Annotated in this window: 12 protein-coding genes; 5 read left to right on the top strand and 7 right to left on the bottom strand. The window is 46.3% G+C overall.

All coding sequences use genetic code 11. From position 1 onward, the window contains the following. Nucleotides 1-396 precede the first annotated feature (396 nt). Complete coding sequence (locus tag GWR21_RS30755; protein WP_162335514.1) at nucleotides 397-1,428, bottom strand: LacI family DNA-binding transcriptional regulator; 1,032 nt, start codon at nucleotides 1,426-1,428, stop codon at nucleotides 397-399. Between the two features lie 330 nt (nucleotides 1,429-1,758). Here GWR21_RS30755 and GWR21_RS30750 point away from each other — a divergent pair, with 330 nt between their 5' ends. Next, entirely contained in the window at nucleotides 1,759-9,825 is an 8,067-nt protein-coding gene (locus tag GWR21_RS30750; RefSeq protein WP_162335513.1) for a Calx-beta domain-containing protein, read from the top strand. Nucleotides 9,826-9,896: 71 nt separating this feature from the next. Here the strand turns inward: GWR21_RS30750 and GWR21_RS30745 are convergent, their stop codons facing one another. The 3 genes from GWR21_RS30745 to GWR21_RS30735 all read right to left on the bottom strand — a co-directional run bounded on the left by GWR21_RS30745 (nucleotide 9,897) and on the right by GWR21_RS30735 (nucleotide 12,104). Then, the gene (locus GWR21_RS30745; protein WP_162335512.1) at nucleotides 9,897-10,496 is read right to left on the bottom strand and encodes a TetR/AcrR family transcriptional regulator; all 600 of its coding nucleotides are present in this window, start codon (nucleotides 10,494-10,496) and stop codon (nucleotides 9,897-9,899) included. Between the two features lie 143 nt (nucleotides 10,497-10,639). Beyond that, nucleotides 10,640-11,233 carry a TetR/AcrR family transcriptional regulator gene (locus GWR21_RS30740; RefSeq protein ID WP_162335511.1) on the bottom strand — a complete coding sequence of 198 codons (594 nt, stop codon included), beginning with the start codon at nucleotides 11,231-11,233 and terminating at the stop codon, nucleotides 10,640-10,642. Nucleotides 11,234-11,354: 121 nt separating this feature from the next. After that, entirely contained in the window at nucleotides 11,355-12,104 is a 750-nt protein-coding gene (locus tag GWR21_RS30735; RefSeq protein ID WP_162335510.1) for a hypothetical protein, read from the bottom strand. A 371-nt stretch (nucleotides 12,105-12,475) separates the two neighbouring features. Between GWR21_RS30735 and GWR21_RS30730 the strand changes: the two genes are divergently transcribed. From GWR21_RS30730 to GWR21_RS30715, 4 genes are all read left to right on the top strand, one after another. Continuing rightward, the gene (locus GWR21_RS30730) at nucleotides 12,476-12,721 is read left to right on the top strand and encodes a hypothetical protein (RefSeq protein ID WP_162335509.1); all 246 of its coding nucleotides are present in this window, start codon (nucleotides 12,476-12,478) and stop codon (nucleotides 12,719-12,721) included. 386 nt (nucleotides 12,722-13,107) lie between these two features. Then, the gene (locus GWR21_RS31990) at nucleotides 13,108-13,341 is read left to right on the top strand and encodes an AidA/PixA family protein (protein ID WP_394367281.1); all 234 of its coding nucleotides are present in this window, start codon (nucleotides 13,108-13,110) and stop codon (nucleotides 13,339-13,341) included. Between the two features lie 143 nt (nucleotides 13,342-13,484). Then, the gene (locus GWR21_RS30720) at nucleotides 13,485-13,787 is read left to right on the top strand and encodes a c-type cytochrome (protein WP_162335507.1); all 303 of its coding nucleotides are present in this window, start codon (nucleotides 13,485-13,487) and stop codon (nucleotides 13,785-13,787) included. A gap of 23 nt (nucleotides 13,788-13,810) precedes the next feature. Beyond that, nucleotides 13,811-14,341: an anthrone oxygenase family protein gene (locus GWR21_RS30715; protein ID WP_162335506.1), complete on the top strand. Its 531-nt coding sequence runs from the start codon at nucleotides 13,811-13,813 to the stop codon at nucleotides 14,339-14,341. A gap of 78 nt (nucleotides 14,342-14,419) precedes the next feature. Here GWR21_RS30715 and GWR21_RS30710 read toward each other — a convergent pair whose 3' ends face one another. The 3 genes from GWR21_RS30710 to GWR21_RS30700 all read right to left on the bottom strand — a co-directional run bounded on the left by GWR21_RS30710 (nucleotide 14,420) and on the right by GWR21_RS30700 (nucleotide 17,152). After that, nucleotides 14,420-15,823, bottom strand: coding sequence for an aminopeptidase P family protein (locus GWR21_RS30710; RefSeq protein WP_238430097.1), 1,404 nt, complete (start codon nucleotides 15,821-15,823; stop codon nucleotides 14,420-14,422). Nucleotides 15,824-16,036: 213 nt separating this feature from the next. Further along, complete coding sequence (locus GWR21_RS30705) at nucleotides 16,037-16,594, bottom strand: group I truncated hemoglobin (protein WP_162335505.1); 558 nt, start codon at nucleotides 16,592-16,594, stop codon at nucleotides 16,037-16,039. Nucleotides 16,595-16,726: 132 nt separating this feature from the next. Continuing rightward, nucleotides 16,727-17,152: a hypothetical protein gene (locus GWR21_RS30700; protein WP_162335504.1), complete on the bottom strand. Its 426-nt coding sequence runs from the start codon at nucleotides 17,150-17,152 to the stop codon at nucleotides 16,727-16,729. Between the last annotated feature and the right edge of the window lie 175 nt (nucleotides 17,153-17,327).

The following is a 17,327-nucleotide window of genomic DNA, read 5'->3' as shown; positions in this document are numbered from 1 at the left end:
AGTTCACTGCAGGTTCTTTTTGAGCAAAAGCCCCCCTTTCGAATTCTTTCGAATTCAATTGACAAGTGTTTTTTTTCGTTACAATCATGGAATTGGGGACTGATTTTATCCGTCCGCCTAAGTGCTGAATGAGTCGATTCGTTTAAGTAGGATTCATTTCGTTTCGTTTTTCAGTCCCGGGAACGTTCCCGGAAAGTGGAACACGTTGCTAAAGTATGTTCTTTTTGTGAATACTATAACATTTTGAAACACTTTTTTTAAAAAAAAGTTAAAAATAAGCGTAAAAAGAACGGGTAAAAACGAGTAAATAATAAAACAAGTCGCTGTTTACCAGCCACTTGATATATTTACTGTATAAGACGGGTGAAATTCGGGACTTTCGTTTTGTTTCTTTTACTATCCCTTCCCACCTATATTGGTAGTCCGGCCTGTGCTGGATGTTCGTGGATTGAGTGTAGAGCTCAGGACAACGTGGTCATTTACAGGGGTATCACTGTCGAGGGCTTTGAATAACAACTCTGCGGCATTGGTACCCAGCTCAAAAGCCGGCTGCGTGATGGTTGATAATGCAGGATTCAGCAGGGAGGCAATTTCCAGACTGGAAAAACTAACGATCCTGATATCCTGCGGGATACGGATGTTCAGATTATGACAAACATAATAGCTGGAGATAGCCAGGCGCTCTACAGAGGCTAGTATGCCATCGGGACGTTGTTCCTTCAAAGCTGCGGATAATATACCAAAGTTCTCATCGTAGTCGTTGGAACAGTCGATCACCAGCTGTGTATTATACGGAATACCCGCGGCCTCCAGTGCATCGTGATATCCCTGCATACGCACGTTACCGATAGAAAGGCTTTTATTGACCACCAGGAAAGCGATATTCCTACAACCCTCCTCTATCAGATGGCGCGTAGCGGCAAAACTACTTTCATAGTCGTCCGTCGTAACCTTCGGCACATTGATGTCATCATATACCCTGTCAAAGAACACCAGTGGAATATGCTTGTTTTCCAGTTTGTTGATGTACTGATGATCATTCGCTTCACCGGAAGCGGACATGATAATACCGTCCACACGGCCATTGTGCAGTGTATTTATAAATGCCACCTCTTTCTGGTACTCATCATCAGTCACGTAAATGAGTGTATGGTAACCTTTCTCCCTGGCTACACGCTCAATACCATGTATAGCTTGTGAAAAGAAGTTATTGGCCAGCTCCGGCACAATGATGGCGATGGTCTTGCTTTTCTTCTCCCTCAGGTTACTGGCGTGGTGGTTAGGCTGATAATTGAACTCCTTGGCCATGGATAAGATCCTGGCTTTTGTCTCGGGATTAATGTCACTATTGCCCCTGAATGCCCTGGAAACCGTGGAAGTAGACAAATTAAGTTTTTCCGCCAACCTTTTAATATCAACGCGATCCATTGCTAAAGTTGTTTAAATAGGCTTGGCGGCCAAATTAGATAAAATAGCTGAAAAACAAAGAATCTAATAATTACACCCAATCGTATATTATATATTTAATATAAAATAATAAATCATTTTAATAAATTTGCCGATCGATAAATTTTAGCCAACAGCATTCCTATACCGAAACCTCCATTTTTTCCCTCAAAAGGGCTGATGAAGTGAGAAGTGATCCTTCCTGCATTGATACTCAGGAGACTGCCTGCTTCCAGTTAGCATAATCGTAGACTATAAAAGCAATATACCTGGTTGCGCGGGCAACCTATTCCCTAACCTATGCATTACAAAATGATTAGGCTTCTATTTACTTTTCTGTTAGTGGCTTTTTTAAGTCCGATGGCATTGGCGCAGACCTGCAACAAAGATCTCGCGCTAGGCAAAGCAGTTACCACTTCTTCCATACAGGCAGGCAACCTGCCTATAAGAGCGACTGATGGTGATCCTACTTCCCGTTGGGAAAGTGCATGGAGTGATAACCAATGGATCATGGTGGATCTCGGACAAAACTATCCGATCTGCACGATCAACCTGCGCTGGCAGGTACTGGCTACCGGTTATACGGTGGAAGTATCTCCGGACGGTGCCTCCTGGACGAACATTGTCACGGAAACAGCGAATACAGGTCTGACCAAGACGTACAGCGTCACCGCCAACGGCCGTTACGTACGTATGACAGGTCTTACAAGAGGCTCTGCCTATGGGTTCTCACTGTATGACTTTGAGGTGATCGGTACAGAACCTGTCAGCTACTGCTCCAGCACAAACGTAGCTGTATTCCGTCCTACATATGTGTCTTCTGTTTCCAATGGAAACGGCGGCAACTTCGCGGTAGACAACAATACCGGTACCCGTTGGGAGAGTGCACACAGTGACCCACAGTTTATCTATGTAGACCTGGGCGCCAACTATGACCTGTGTCGTGTAGTACTTAACTGGGAAGCTGCATATGGCAGCAACTATACAATTGACATCTCTACGAATGGCAGTAGCTGGACAACTGTTAAAACAGTCACCGGTAACTACATGCGGGACAACACCATCCCGATCAGTGGCAACGCCAGATATGTCAGGATGTCGGGAACCGTGCGTGGCTCTAACTATGGCTATTCGCTCTGGGAATATTCAGTATATGCGTTATTGCCCGCCATCAGTGTCACAAAAGTAACAGATGCAGCGGAACCGGCTACCGGTGGCGTCTTCAGATTCAGCCTGCCCACCGGCATTACTTTTACGGAAGATATTACAGTCAACTATAGCTTATCAGGAACAGCCCTCAACGGGACCGACTATAACACACTTTCCGGATCGGCTGTCATCCCCGCAGGACAGCAGGGAGTGAACGTACCCTTGACTGTCGCCAATGATCAGGTGATAGAAGGAAATGAAACGGTGATCGCAACTGTGACCAGTGCTAACTCTCCTACCCATCTGGGTTTCCCGGTTAGTTCAACTGATGCAAGTGCAACAATGACCATCACCGATGATGATAATATCGCGCCTAACAAGATCATTAGTATCTCCGTTGTATCAAACGGTGCTGAGCCATCCACTAATGGTGGGTATCTGTTCAGTTTACCGGCAGGTGTCACCGCAGCGCAGGACATTACCGTTGCCTTTACCCAGGGTGGGACCGCGACAGCTGGTGCAGACTACGTTAATTTCGGGACAGCATTTACCATCCCGGCAGGCCAGAACACGGCTATGCTTACGCTGTCTGTACTGGACGACAAAGTGATAGAATTAACAGAGCAGGCTGCAATTACGGTTACAGGAGGTACTGCCGCCACGCTTGGCAGCTTTACCGCCAGCGCAACGAATGCCAACGCGTCAGTCAGCATCACGGACGATGATAATATCACCATCAATAAAGTGATCAGAGCAGCCTGGATATCTCATGCGGCCGAGCCATCTACCAATGGTAGCTTCAGGGTATACCTGCCAACAGGTATTACCGTATCTGATGACGTAAATGTAAGTTATACAGTAGATGGTACCGCCACACCAGATGCAGATTATATCGCGCTGAGCGGCAAAGCTGTTATTCCTGCCGGGCAGAACGCGGGTATTGTAACTGTAACGGTCATTGACGACAACGATATCGAACCTGTCGAAACAGTGAGAGCCACTTTATCAGGCGCCGGTAGTCCTTCCTTTGGCAGCTTCCCGATAAACTTCGGATCCAATGCGGTGATCAACATCACTGATAATGATAATAATCCCGCCAACAGGGTACTGAGCGTCGCAAAGATCAACGATGCTGTTGAAGGTACAAGCAACGGTCTATTCAGGATCAGCCTTCCGACGGGTGTGACCTTTAATCAGGATATTAATGTCACTTATACAACCGGCGGCAGCGCCGTGGGCGGTGTAAATTATACCACGCTGACTAACACCACTACCATCCTCTCCGGACAGAACAGCGTCGATGTACCCATAACAGCACAACCATTTAATAACAATATCCTTGATGGCGATAAGACAGTCGTCCTTACACTCAGCGGAGGAACGGGCACGTCATCCGGTACATTCACTACGAATCCTGCTGCCACAACTGCTACTGTTATCATTGCAGATGACGAAAACACGCCTGCCAACAAACAGTTGTATGTGAATGCCGGAACAGCTGCCAGCGAACCATCTACAGTGGGAAACTTCAGGGTAAGTCTGCCGGGAACCCTGGTCTCATCCGAAGATATCACAGTAAACTACAGCATTACACCCTATACACCAGGCGCCGGAATAGGATCGGCGGTTACAGGCATTGATTTCGTCACACTGAGTGGTACTGCAACTATCCCCGCCGGACAAAACAGCGTTACAATTAACTATACCCCCATCGATGATCAGATCATTGAGACCACTGAAGCTTTCAATATAGAATTGCTGGGTGGTTCCGGTACTACCCTGGGCGTCTTTGGTATTGGTAAGCAATTCGAAGTAGGCTATGTTAACGATAATGATAACACCGCTGCGAATAAAATACTGAGCATTACCAGGTTAAGTGACGCTGCCGAACCCGTGACCAATGGTTTATTCAACATCAGTTTACCAACAGGTATCACTGCTTCAGAAGATATTACTATCAGTTATAGCGTCGGAGGAACAGCGACTTCCGGCACGGACTATACAGTACTGGGATCGTCTGTTATATTACCCGCTGGACAGAACAGCGTTCCGCTGAATGTAAATGTCACCGATGACAATATCATTGAGGGAACCGAGACCGTTGTCGTAACGCTTACAAATGGTACAGGCGCCAATCTGACTGGCTTCACCGCCAGCGCTACCAATAACAGCGCTACCGTGAATATCGGTGATGATGACAATATTGCTACCAATAAAACCATCAGTATTGCAAACGTGAATGACGGAGCAGAACCGGCGATCGATGGGGCACTTATGATCAGCTTACCCGCTGGAATCACGGTCAATGAACCGGTCATAGTGAATTTGACCATATCAGGGACTGCAACCGCGGGCACGGATTATACATCAGTAGGCACTACGGCCATCATTCCGGCTGGACAAAACAGTGTAACGCTCGCCGTCCCGGTACTGGATGATAACGCCATCGAACTTACGGAGACGTTGATCGCAACGGTAACCGGTGGTGCTGCTACAAATGCAGGTACTTTTACGGCCAGTGTTACTTACATAGCTACCGTAAACATCAGTGATGATGATGATATTGCTGCTAATAAAGAGATCAGTATCACGGCAACAAATGATGGCACTGAGCCTGCTACCAATGGTGTGTTCACTATCAGCCTGCCTGCTGGTGTTACCATCTATGAACCGGTAACAGTAAACTTCACCGTGGCGGGTACCGCTACGCCTAACGCCGACTACAATGCCTTCGGCCTTACCACGACCATCCCTGCGGGACAAAATAGTACAACGCTCACGGTCCCTGTGCTGGATGATAATATTATAGAGGAGAATGAAACTGTGGTCGTTACAGTGACAGATGGTACAGCTACCAATACAGGCACATTCACCGCAAGCGCCAACAATGCCGCTACAGTAAATATCAGTGATGATGATAATACCACTACGAACAAAGAGATAAGTATCGTCGCCATGAATGACGGTACAGAACCTGCTACAAACGGGCTGTTCACGATCAGTCTTCCAACTGGCATCACTGCAGATGAACCGGTAACAGTGAATTTCATCGTAACTGGGACTGCGACGGCCAATGCGGACTACACTTCTTTAGGTATTACCGCTACCATCCCGGCAGGACAAAATAGTACAACGATGACCGTTCCTATACTCGATGACAATGAGATCGAAGGTGCGGAAACAGTGATCGTGACTATTACAGGTGGATCTGCCACCGGCGCAGGTATATTTACAGGTAGTGCAGACAATGTGGCTACGGTCAACATCAACGACGATGACAATACTACCACGAATAAACAAATAAGTATTATTGCGGCGAATGATGGAAGTGAACCTTCTACTGGTCCGGCATTCACTGTCAGTCTGCCCGCAGGTATTACTGTCAGCGAACCCGTAACAGTGAACATCGCTGTAGCAGGTACGGCTACGGAAGGGACTGACTTCTCTACTTTAGGTACCACGGTAACGATTCCCGCGGGACAAAACAGTGTCGCACTGACAGTCTCCGTACTGGATGATAGTATCATTGAAGGTACTGAAACGGTGACCGCTATCGTAACAGGCGGTAATGCTACAGGCGCAGGTATATTTACGGCCGGCAATTCCAATAATGCTACCGCGAATATCAATGACGACGATAATATTGCAACTAACAAAGTAATAAGCATCGCCGCTGTGAATGATGGTTCCGAACCTTCTGCTGACGGCGGATTCACGATTAGTTTGCCGGCAGGTGTAACTGTCAGTGAACCGGTAACGGTTACTATCACCGTCACGGGTACTGCAACTGAGGGTACTGACTATGCTATGGTAGGTACTACTGCTACTATCCCGGCAGGACAAAACAGCATCACACTTACTGTGCCTGTACAGGATGATAACATCATTGAAGGAACTGAAACAGTCATCATAACAGTCACTGATGGTAATGCTGCCAATGCGGGCGCCTTCGCGGCGGGTACTTCCAATAGCGCTACTATCGACATCAACGATGATGATAACACCGCTACGAACAGAGAAATAAGCATTACCCATACCAATGACGGTGGTGAACCTGCTACAAATGGCGTATTTACGATCAGTTTGCCGGGTGGTGTCACTGTAAACGAACCTGTGACAGTGAACTTCACTGCAGGGGGTACGGCGACTGAGGGTACGGACTATACAACAATAGGTACTACTGTCACTATACCTGCTGGACAAAACAGTGTAGATCTGGTTATTCCGGTACAGGATGATCATATCATTGAAGGTGATGAAACAGTCATCGTAACAGTAACTGGTGGTGCTGCTACCAATGCTGGTACTTTCACCGCTGGCACAGCTAATAAAGCGACTGTCACCATCAGTGATGACGATAATAATACCGCCAATAAAGAGATAAGTGTAACGGCTGCTATCCAGGCGGGAGAACCCGCCACAAATGGCGCATTCACGATTAGTTTGCCGGCAGGTGTGACTGTCAATGAACCCGTAACGGTGAATCTCTCCATAGCGGGTACGGCTACCGAGGGCATCGACTACACTACACCGGGAACCAATGCTACTATCCCTGCTGGACAAAACAGCGTCACTCTTACTGTCCCTGTAGTAGATGATAACATCATTGAAGGCAATGAAACAGTGATCGTAACGATAACTGATGGTATTGCAACGAATGCGGGTACTTTCACGGCCAGCACTGCTAACGAAGCAACCATCACCATCAGTGATGACGATAATGTCGCTACCAACAAAGAAATAAGTATCACTAAAACGGCTGATGGTGCAGAACCAGCCACCAACGGAGCATTTTTGATCAGTCTGCCGACGGGTATTACTGCCAATGAAGACATCACTGTTCTCTACAACATCGCTGGTACCGCTATCAACGGCACCGATTACAACACCATCAATGGTACGATTACTATTGCTGCAGGTCAGAACAGTGTCCCATTACCGATCATCGTCATCAGTGATGATATCATTGAGCAGTCAGAAACGGTTAACATAGGTATCTCAAGTGGTGCCGGTGCCACTTTGGGTGCATTCACTACCAGTGTCTCAGGCAATGCCGCCACAGTACTCATCACAGACAATAATAACACCCCTGTCAACAAAACGATCAGTATCACTGCTGTCAATGGTTCCGAACCTGCCACCGATGGTCACTTCACTATCAGCTTACCAACGGGTATTACTGCCAGCGAAGATATTACTGTCAACTATACCGTATCCGGCACCGCAACTGCCGGAGTAGACTATACTGCTTTAGCTGCTGTTATCATCCTACCGGCTGGACAGAACAGCATAGATATTGTCGTACCCGTTATAGATGATCAGCTCATAGAATCGACCGAGACGGTCACTGTTACTATAACAGACGGTACAACCATGTCCCTGGGCGCGTTTACCGCGAGTACCACCAATGGTAACGCTACCGTAGATATCAGCGATAATGATAATACACCTGTTAATAAAACTATCAGTATTACAGGTACAACTGCCGGCGCAGAACCATCTAGCAATGGAGTATTCACCATCAGTATGCCGGCTGGTGTAACCGTCAATGAACCAGTTACGGTGAATTTCACTGTATCGGGTACGGCGACTGCTGGTACTGATTATACTACTTTAGGTACTTCAGTTACAATTCCGGCAGGACAAAACAGCATTACACTGACTGTCCCTGTTCTTGATGACCAGGAAATTGAAGCAACTGAGACAGTGATCGTTACTGTGACAGGTGGATCTGCTGTGAACGCAGGCGCGTTTACTGCCAGTACAACGGACAACACAGCTACTGTTAACATCAGTGATGATGACAACACACCTGCTAATAAGACCATCAGTATCACACCTGCTAATGATGGCGCAGAGCCCTCCACTAACGGCGCATTCACCATCAGTCTGCCAACAGGGTTTACCGCCAGTGACGATATCACTATCAGTTATACCGTATCGGGTACGGCTACTGCCGGAACCGACTATACAACCCTGCCGGGTATGATCAAGATCCCTGCTGCTCAGCAAAGCATCACACTACCGGTAAGTGTCATCGACAATCAACTCCTGGAAGGCACCGAAACCGTTATTGTGAACCTGATCAACGCAACTACTGCAACAACTGGTACATGGATGATCAGCACAGGAAATGCGCAGGCTACTGTCAATATCAGCGATGATGACAATGGCACAGCCACCTTCGAAACATGGAAGACGGCGGCATTACCTGCTGATAATACAGACGGTAAGATCGGACAGGGTGAAGAGATCACCTACACGATCTATGTTCGCAACACCGGCAATGCCAATATCAGTCAGCTAACCATACTCGATCCGATGCCAGCCTATACCACTTATGTAAGCGGTGGTGCGCTGATCAATAATACGGTCAACTTCAGCGTGGTCAATCTGCAACCAAATGCCATCAGTCAGGTGAGCTTCATCGTGCGGACAGATAATTACCTGCAGGGCATTTCAAGTATCACCAACGTGGCGCAGGTAAGTGATGGTACGACTACCAAAAACACCGTCGCCTGTGACCCTTCCGACCCTAACTGTCATATGGGCGAACAGACACTCGTAACAGTACGTGAACCGGAGGGAGACCTGGTGATCAGCAAACGTGCCCTGACACCGCCAACCAATGGTGCATTTTATGTATTGGGTGATAACATCACCTATGAGATCGTGGTGAAGAATTTAGGTGGGAAGATCTTCAATAATCTCAGTATAACCGATTCATTGCCCAATGCGCTCGATATGCCTGCCAGCTATACAACCAGCAGGGGCAGCATCATCACCAGTCCCGCGGCCAGAAAAGTGATCGGTAGTGTTGACAAGCTGTTCCCAGATGAAGAGGTGAAGATCACCCTAACCTGCCGTATCAACAATAAGCACATCGTTAATACAGCCTATGTGACTGCAAATGAAACAGAAACAGACCTGGCCAATAATAGAGCGGTAACGATAGCAGCCGCCTCGACCAGGGACCTGACTTTCATCAATGCATTCCGCCCGGGTAACAATGGCGTGAACGACAGGTTTGTCATCGTCGGACTGGAAAAATATCCTGGCTCTAAACTCTGTATCTATGGCAGATGGGGTAACCTGGTGTATCAGTCCAATGATTACAAAAATGACTGGAGAGCGATAGACATACCGATGGGCAACTATATCTATGTTGCAGAGATCAGAAAACCGGAAGGAACGGTAGTTTATAAAGGTGACTTTGTTATTATCAAATAAATAAGATCATGTTACAATAAAAACGCCTTCCGTCAATATGATGGAAGGCGTTTCTTTCGTAAGGTAGCTTGTCAGGCAGCCGTCGCCACAGCGGTGTTCCGTAGTACATCCTGTAATACCTGTTTGTTAAACACTTCTCTATCCTCTCTGAACAGGCTGCCCAGGGCAGTCAGCCCATGTACAACCGACCATTGTAACCAGCTTCTGCGTACTACTTCCTCTTCCGACAATTGCTCCGCAACAGCCGATTGTCTTATCACCTGCTGCACCAGTGCCAGCGGTTCGGCTATTTCAGGCAATGTTGTATGATTGGCACTTACCGGAACACCCAGCCCAAACATTAGCTGATAATACTCTTTCTCTACCTGAGAAAAATCAAGGTAGGCCGCCCATACCGCTTCCAGCTGCTGTTCTGGTTGTTCATGCAGCTGCTGCGCCTCCGTCATTCTGGCTGTTAACTGCTGGAAACCTGCACGGCTCAGCTCTTTTAATATGGCTTCTTTATTCTGAAAGTAGTCATAGATAACCGGGGCCGTATGCGATATCATAGTGGCTATCTTACGCATACTGACTGCTTCCCAGCCGTTGTCTTTCGCCAGTTTAAATGCGGCATCCAGTATATTAGCGCGGATCTCTTCTTTTAGTCTTGTTTTTCTGTCTTGTGCTTCCATGATGATTATTATTCCTTATGATTAAGACCATTCAGTCCATTTTATTACAAAAAAATATATACTTCCTTTATTACATCTATAGACCATTTAGTCTTTTACTTACCAATAAAAAACAGCCCGTTTTGTGCGGGCTGTTCTATACTTTATATCAGGCTATAGTTGATGATCTCTTTTCTCATTGCTTTCATGGCAGTCTTCATGGGGATTGGTGATCCCATTACACGTGACATCATAAAAGCACCTTCCATAGTGGCAAAAAGTTTGATCGCAAACTCTTCCGGGTGTATATCAGGAGATAACTCTCCGGCTGTCACTCCTTCTTTAATGATCAATGCAAGGTGCCTGGTGGCCGTCTTAATGACTCCCTGTACCTTCTGCCTGATAGCAGGATTGGTATCATCTGTATCTACACCGAAGTTGAGTATTGGACAGCCCCCGTGAATGAAGGTATCATCCAGGGGATTTGGGTTCATCTCGGCATAGGCGATCAGCTTATCAACCGCCGTCTTATGTTGCTGTAATAAATTATTCCTCCGATGTGTCACCTTGTCCAGCAGATATTCAGCACTTGCACATGCCAATTCATCCTTGCTTTCAAAATGTCCGTACAGGCAGCCCTTCGCCACTTTAGCGGCCTGCAGCACTTCGTCAATGGAAGTACCTGCAACGCCCTTTTCGTTGAATATGTCCGCAGCCTGCTCTATTATCATCTGCCTCGTTCGTTCTGACTTTTTCATCTTCAGAGATAATTGATTCCATCAAAATTAGACTATTTAGTCTTATTCAGCAAATTTAAAAGCCGTCCACCAAATGGCGGACGGCTTTCACCTTCTTTACCTGATGGTTATCATAACATGACTATCTTTGCTTATGCTCAACAGAGAGACTGCTTTCCAGTGCAGATTTGATCCTGTTGTTGGTATCCAGGTCGGCATCGATGTTCAGCACGATCTTGCCGCCTGTGAATGTACCGGTAAAATCTCCTATCTGCAGTTTGGTCATCACAAGATTGAGGTCCAGCTTCAGCTTTCCGTCGAAAGTCAGTCCGTCCGCTCCGATCGCAACATCCTTACCTGATGCAGTTAATTCAAGTTTACCCGCAATCACCACCTCTACAGGGATCTCACTACCCTGCCAGGTGATCCGGCCTTTTAACAGTACAGCCGGTTTAGCCTTATCACCCTGTACGCGTACATACACTTTTACGCGGTCAAATTCGCCAACAGGCAGCGTAATACTGCCTAATGATGCACTATCCAGGATATCAATGAAACGATCGGTCTTGATGCTCATACTGATCTCATCCGGCCCGCTCTGGGCAGCAAATTTTAACTCCCGGAACCTCACCTTGATGCTATCCCAGGTCAGATCGAACCTTAATGATGGAAAGTTGGCAGCCGCAGGATCGTTAATGATACGTCCAAGACGCTCCGCGCCATCTCCTGCTATAGAGCCTGTAGGATTAACGGCCTGAATCTCGTAGTTGACTGTTGCAGCGCCTTCTGGTTTTGCTTCTGTGGCCTCGTCAGAGCTTTGCTTTGAACATGCAGTAAATAAGGCAGCAACCAGGGTCACAGTTGTGCACAACTGAAGAAAAGTTTTTTTCATGAGTGAAATCTGATTTAAGTGTTTCCAATAAAAATTGAGGTAAGAAAGGTTTTTACTATATGGTCGATATGCCCCTGATATACCGGATAAATGGCTTCGGTCTCAGTTAAGAATAGATGGTTTCAATAATACGTCTGCCGGTATTCCAGGGGGTGCTGACCAACACACAAACATCATACCTAAGTGTTTATAAGAAAATCTTCCCTCGTAAGTATCATTACACTCACTTGCACCTGTTGCCTTTCCAGTGCGTTTTGCATCCCACTGTGAGGAATTCTTTCGTTACTATTTTTAGTAACGCACTAATATTAAATAGCCGGGATTGCCATTAAGGTCTGATTATTGTGCGCTTAACTGAAAAATGGAAAACTATGAATAAATTATCATTTAACTTATTAGTTGACGGTGTTCCATACATGGTGAAAGCGGAACCTTTTTCATTTAACGACGAACAACGTTATAATGTAAGTTTTAATGGCAGCGAAACGTATATTTTTGCCTGGGATGAAGAAACTTTGCGATATGCTCCGGTGGGCGATGTGGCCTCGACTATTCCCGTATCACTGGAACAGGAAATAGGCACCAGACTATATGAAGTCACGCCAAGTAAAGAATAAGAGATCCTCTTCCCTATACCTCTTGATTTTTTTCAATTTTCCCGAACAAAACGACTTATCTCCTGTTATTACTGCTGACTGAACTCAAATAACCTGTCTTATACGGACCTTCATTACTTCACTCCTGGCACCAGGACGATCATGAACATATATTTACCTCCGGGTACATCATAAGACCATATGATGTACTAAGGCCTTTAACGGGCACGTCACCGGCATGTCCATTATGCCCGGATACCCTGTTCATACGTGCTGCACTACTTATTATTGTCCGCCGACAATATTACAATCTCTTTTGCTGGTCTGCCGGAGGGCAGCCTTCATACCTTTTTCATGCCGGAAACCGAAAAGCCGGAACAGCGTAGGTAATTTATCACACCACTTAAATCACATATTCTGACAAGCACCCGTGCAGGAGTCGAAACACCATTTTAAAAAGTCCTGACGGGTTGCCTGCTATCACCAAAGACCAAACCTTCTGCGCTTATCATACGGGAGTTGCGCGTAAAGGCACTGAAAACTTCGTTTTTAAATTTGCGATTTACACACTGGACGAAACCCGTGAAACACAACAACGCTGGGGTTACTGTCAAAGGTACCCTCAGATAAAAGTTTCATAGCGGGTAACCGATCCACATTCTAACTGACGATCTGTCGGCAGCCCTGCTTATCGGGGCTGCCTTTGGTGTTTGAGGATGCCAATACTGACGGTTTTGTTCTATTTTTCCCTGCTCTCCCGTGCTTACTTTGTAGTAAAAAAAGGATGAAGACGAACATCATATTCATCGCAGCTCTCCTCTATGTGATCATTACTATGGCCTTCTCCACCCGTTCTGATGAGGGAAAGCAACTGTATGAGCATTATTGTGCCCGCTGCCATGGTAATGACGGTACCCGAGGATTGTTCGGGGCTAAAAATTTACGGCAGAGCGGTCTGTCCGATAGTGCCATCATCCAACAGATCAGCAATGGCAAAAGGATCATGCCTTCTTTCAGAAAACGTATCTCTGCTGATCAGATCTATGCCATATCTACCTATATCAAAAGTTTAAGAAAATATAAATGATGATACACTCAAACACCAGCAAGATGCTTACATTTTCCAACATCATAATAGTATCTGCCGCAGTCACCACCGCCCTGATCAGTGGACTGTTCTATGCATGGTCATGCTCCGTTATTCCCGGACTATCAAAGGTGAGTGACTACACCTACCTGGAAAGCATGCAACAGATCAACAGGGCCATCCTCAATCCTGTATTCTTCATGAGCTTCATAGGCGCAGCGTTGTTATTGCCACTATGCACCTACATACAATATAGCCCCACCTTCAACGCACGTTTCTGGCTGTTATTATCAGCCACCATCATCTATCTCACAGGGACATTTGGTGTGACTGCCTTCGGCAATGTACCACTGAATGATATGCTGGATCAGTTTCCGCTAACTACAGCTTCTCTGCAGGACATCGCAAGGATGCGCGCGAGATTTGAACAGCCATGGGTATATCTGCATACTATCCGTACAGTAGCAGGCGTGATAACACTGGTGCTTGTCATCGTCGCCTGTCTTTGTCCGGCGCCGGCTACAGCACCCATAGCCTCGCTGGCACGTTCATGATACGGCCGTTCTATCACCTGTAATGAAGAAGGCGCCCGCAAACTGCGGACGCCTTTCTATTATAATAAATGGGTTAGTCTACTGTCTCACTGCTTCCACTTCAGCAATTGTTTTCGGAAGATCTTTTCCGAGCCTTCTGCTGCCTGTTTCTGTAATCACGAAGTTATCTTCTATACGGATACCTCCGAAGTCACGATAAGTAGCAAGCGTGTTATAATCAACAAAGTTACTGAGTTTCTTCTCAGCGACCCAACGATCTATTAACTCTGGTATAATATAAATGCCCGGTTCTACTGTCAGTACAAATCCTGGCTTCAGTTCACGGCCCAGCCGCAGGGACTTCCAGCCAAACGCGGTACTCTTTTTCAGTGTCTCGGAATAACCAACATACTGCTCACCCAGGTCCTCCATATCATGTACATCCAGTCCGATCATATGTCCAAGACCACACTGGAAGAACAGGGTATGTACACCAGCTGCTACTGCCTCTGCGGGATCACCTTTTACCAGGTTCAGTGTCTTCAGGCCTTCTATTAATTTGATAGATGCCTGTGTATGTACCTCTTTATACTGAATACCTGGCTTCAGCAGACTTGCCGCATGGTCCAGCGAATCCAGTACCACCTGATACATCTCCCGCTGACGGTTAGTGAACTGTTTGCCCACGGGGAATGTCCTCGTAAGATCACCCGCATAATGCATAGCTGTTTCCGCACCGGCATCACACAGGATCATATGTCCTTCCTGCACGGTATTGCCGTAAGAATGGTTATGGAGTACCTGCCCATTGATCGTCAGGATCGTCGGATAGGATAGTCTTCCTCCTGCCGCCAATGCCACCTCTTCTACTTTCGCAGCGATCTCATACTCCTTCATGCCCGGCCTTGTATACTTCATCGCAGCCATATGCATGTCCACACTCACGGATACCGCTCTCTCCATCTCTGTTATCTCATCTGCGTCCTTACACTCACGCTGTGCGATCACTGCTTTTATCAGTTCCAGAGATACAACTCCGGTTAATGCAGCCACGGGTACGTCCAGCCATTCAGCCAGTTTGATCTTGTTCTCAGGACGGTACGGTGGTAAAATATGTATCTGACGGCCAGCCGCTTTCGCCTGCTTCAGCACATCTCCCAGTTGCGCATATGCACGTGTCTTTCCGACAGCTACCATATCTGCCAGGTCCTGCAGTGAAGGCAATGGCCCTGTCCAGATGATATCGTCTATACCAGCTTCCCTGCCGAAAAGGATCTCCTCTCCGGATTCAGTATCCAGTACAAGTGCCAGTCCGGCTATATCGATACCTGCGTAGTAAAGGAAAGTACTATCCTGACGGAACGGATAAGTATTGTCGGCATAGTTCATACTGCTGTCTTCATTTCCCATAAGGAGGATCAGACCCTTTCCGACATTTGCAGTGAGCTGCTTTCTGCGTTTACTGTAAACGAGTTTATCAAACAAATGTAAGTGCATATTCATTCTTGATGATGTGCGAATTTAGTACATCAGCAGCTATTCGAAAAAAATAAATAACAGTACTGCAACTGATAGACGTCATTCGTTATGCCGTTACTATCACTTAACTAACTGGAAAAGAAAAAAAGGCCTCCGCTAAAAGCGAAGACCTCTTTCTTGTCATAAATATAGGTCGCTGTTGTTCCACATATAATTACAGCGCTCTGTCCACCATATTTAGCTCTTCTGCACAACCACCGGTCTCAGTGTTTCCACCAGCGCGCCTACCTGGCCTATCAGCTGATCAGATAAACCATTCTTCTTTGCAGCTACTACCAGATCAGCAATAAATGCATCAAAATCTGCGTTGGAAGCCATACCATTCATGCGGGTATTTTTTGCCGGATCATGTGCATCCTTCATATTCAATCCACCATAGGTAAAGCCCTTACCACCTGTAGCCACACAAAAGAAATCAGTCAGATTCTTACTCAACGCTTCAAATCCACTGGTATTTCCGCTGGTCACCTCTGTCAGTAATACCGTAAAGAAACCATTGATCCTGGCATCACCTGCAATCACAAAAATGGCACTATCCACTACAGAACGGAGACCCAGTCGGCCCTGTTCTATCTTCATACCGCTATTCGCAGGGTCATTGACCATTGCAGACCCACCAAGAGAATCGTACAAAGACATTTTTGTCACAACAGGCGCGTCGTCTTTTTTACAGGAACTCATAAATCCTCCAGTAGCAATAAGGCCGAGAATAAATAACCACGTTAATTTTTTCATACGAGATGTTAATTAGAAATTATGATGTATTGATTGAGAGTGCCGGACACAAGAAGCCCATGATATATGTTACTCAACACATATCGCATCCATTGATGGGCCGGTTAAGGATACACTAAGCGGACCGCAGCATTAAAATAAATGTCTGAATACGCCTGTAAGCTTTGCGGTAAATGTTTGTGCCATAGCAGGACAACCCTGCTGCATTTCTTCCCGACTGGGCATATACCGTTTTGAAGAATAAGGAAATGCGGCCTGAAAACTGGTTACAATACGGGTAGCATCTGTTTTCACAGGAAAGTACGTGAAGACCACGATGTTAGTTACGGGGTTGATCATCACCCTGTCTACGCCTTCCTGCTTATATAACCATCCCGATATCTTATCCGCATCCTGCTGGGTAATATCCTCGCGGATGTCAATTCTGGCCATGATGCGGGTATTAGCACCTGGCGGCTTGGGTCGTGTCACCATGTAGATGTGGACCGCAAGCATTACTATCAGACAACAGGATATACCTCCGCCCCATAGCAGGATCTGCTTCAATTTTCTATTCATAAAAAAGATGTGGATTAATGAACGCAACATACCTGTACATGTGCACTGACAGGATGAATGGCATTTATACTATATCTGCTTCCTTATACGGTCTTAGCGGGTTTGCGCGATGTTTACCTATGATCTAAAACCGATACATGATTAGATACGGTTATTTATTTCCCATGGTTTTCAA

The sequence above is a fragment of the Chitinophaga agri genome (genome assembly GCF_010093065.1).
Classification (GTDB): domain Bacteria; phylum Bacteroidota; class Bacteroidia; order Chitinophagales; family Chitinophagaceae; genus Chitinophaga; species Chitinophaga agri.
The sequence above is the reverse complement of the archived record's forward strand: the minus strand, read 5'-3'. Positions and strand labels throughout refer to the sequence as shown.

Excerpts from the sequence above, each read along its gene's own strand:
- GWR21_RS30755 (WP_162335514.1), bottom strand. The coding sequence starts at position 1,428 with ATGGATCGCGTTGATATTAAAAGGTTGGCGGAAAAACTTAATTTGTCT.
- GWR21_RS30750 (WP_162335513.1), top strand. The coding sequence starts at position 1,759 with ATGATTAGGCTTCTATTTACTTTTCTGTTAGTGGCTTTTTTAAGTCCG.
- GWR21_RS30745 (WP_162335512.1), bottom strand. The coding sequence starts at position 10,496 with ATGGAAGCACAAGACAGAAAAACAAGACTAAAAGAAGAGATCCGCGCT.
- GWR21_RS30740 (WP_162335511.1), bottom strand. The coding sequence starts at position 11,233 with ATGAAAAAGTCAGAACGAACGAGGCAGATGATAATAGAGCAGGCTGCG.
- GWR21_RS30735 (WP_162335510.1), bottom strand. The coding sequence starts at position 12,104 with ATGAAAAAAACTTTTCTTCAGTTGTGCACAACTGTGACCCTGGTTGCT.
- GWR21_RS30730 (WP_162335509.1), top strand. The coding sequence starts at position 12,476 with ATGAATAAATTATCATTTAACTTATTAGTTGACGGTGTTCCATACATG.
- GWR21_RS30720 (WP_162335507.1), top strand. The coding sequence starts at position 13,485 with ATGAAGACGAACATCATATTCATCGCAGCTCTCCTCTATGTGATCATT.
- GWR21_RS30715 (WP_162335506.1), top strand. The coding sequence starts at position 13,811 with ATGCTTACATTTTCCAACATCATAATAGTATCTGCCGCAGTCACCACC.
- GWR21_RS30710 (WP_238430097.1), bottom strand. The coding sequence starts at position 15,823 with ATGAATATGCACTTACATTTGTTTGATAAACTCGTTTACAGTAAACGC.
- GWR21_RS30705 (WP_162335505.1), bottom strand. The coding sequence starts at position 16,594 with ATGAAAAAATTAACGTGGTTATTTATTCTCGGCCTTATTGCTACTGGA.
- GWR21_RS30700 (WP_162335504.1), bottom strand. The coding sequence starts at position 17,152 with ATGAATAGAAAATTGAAGCAGATCCTGCTATGGGGCGGAGGTATATCC.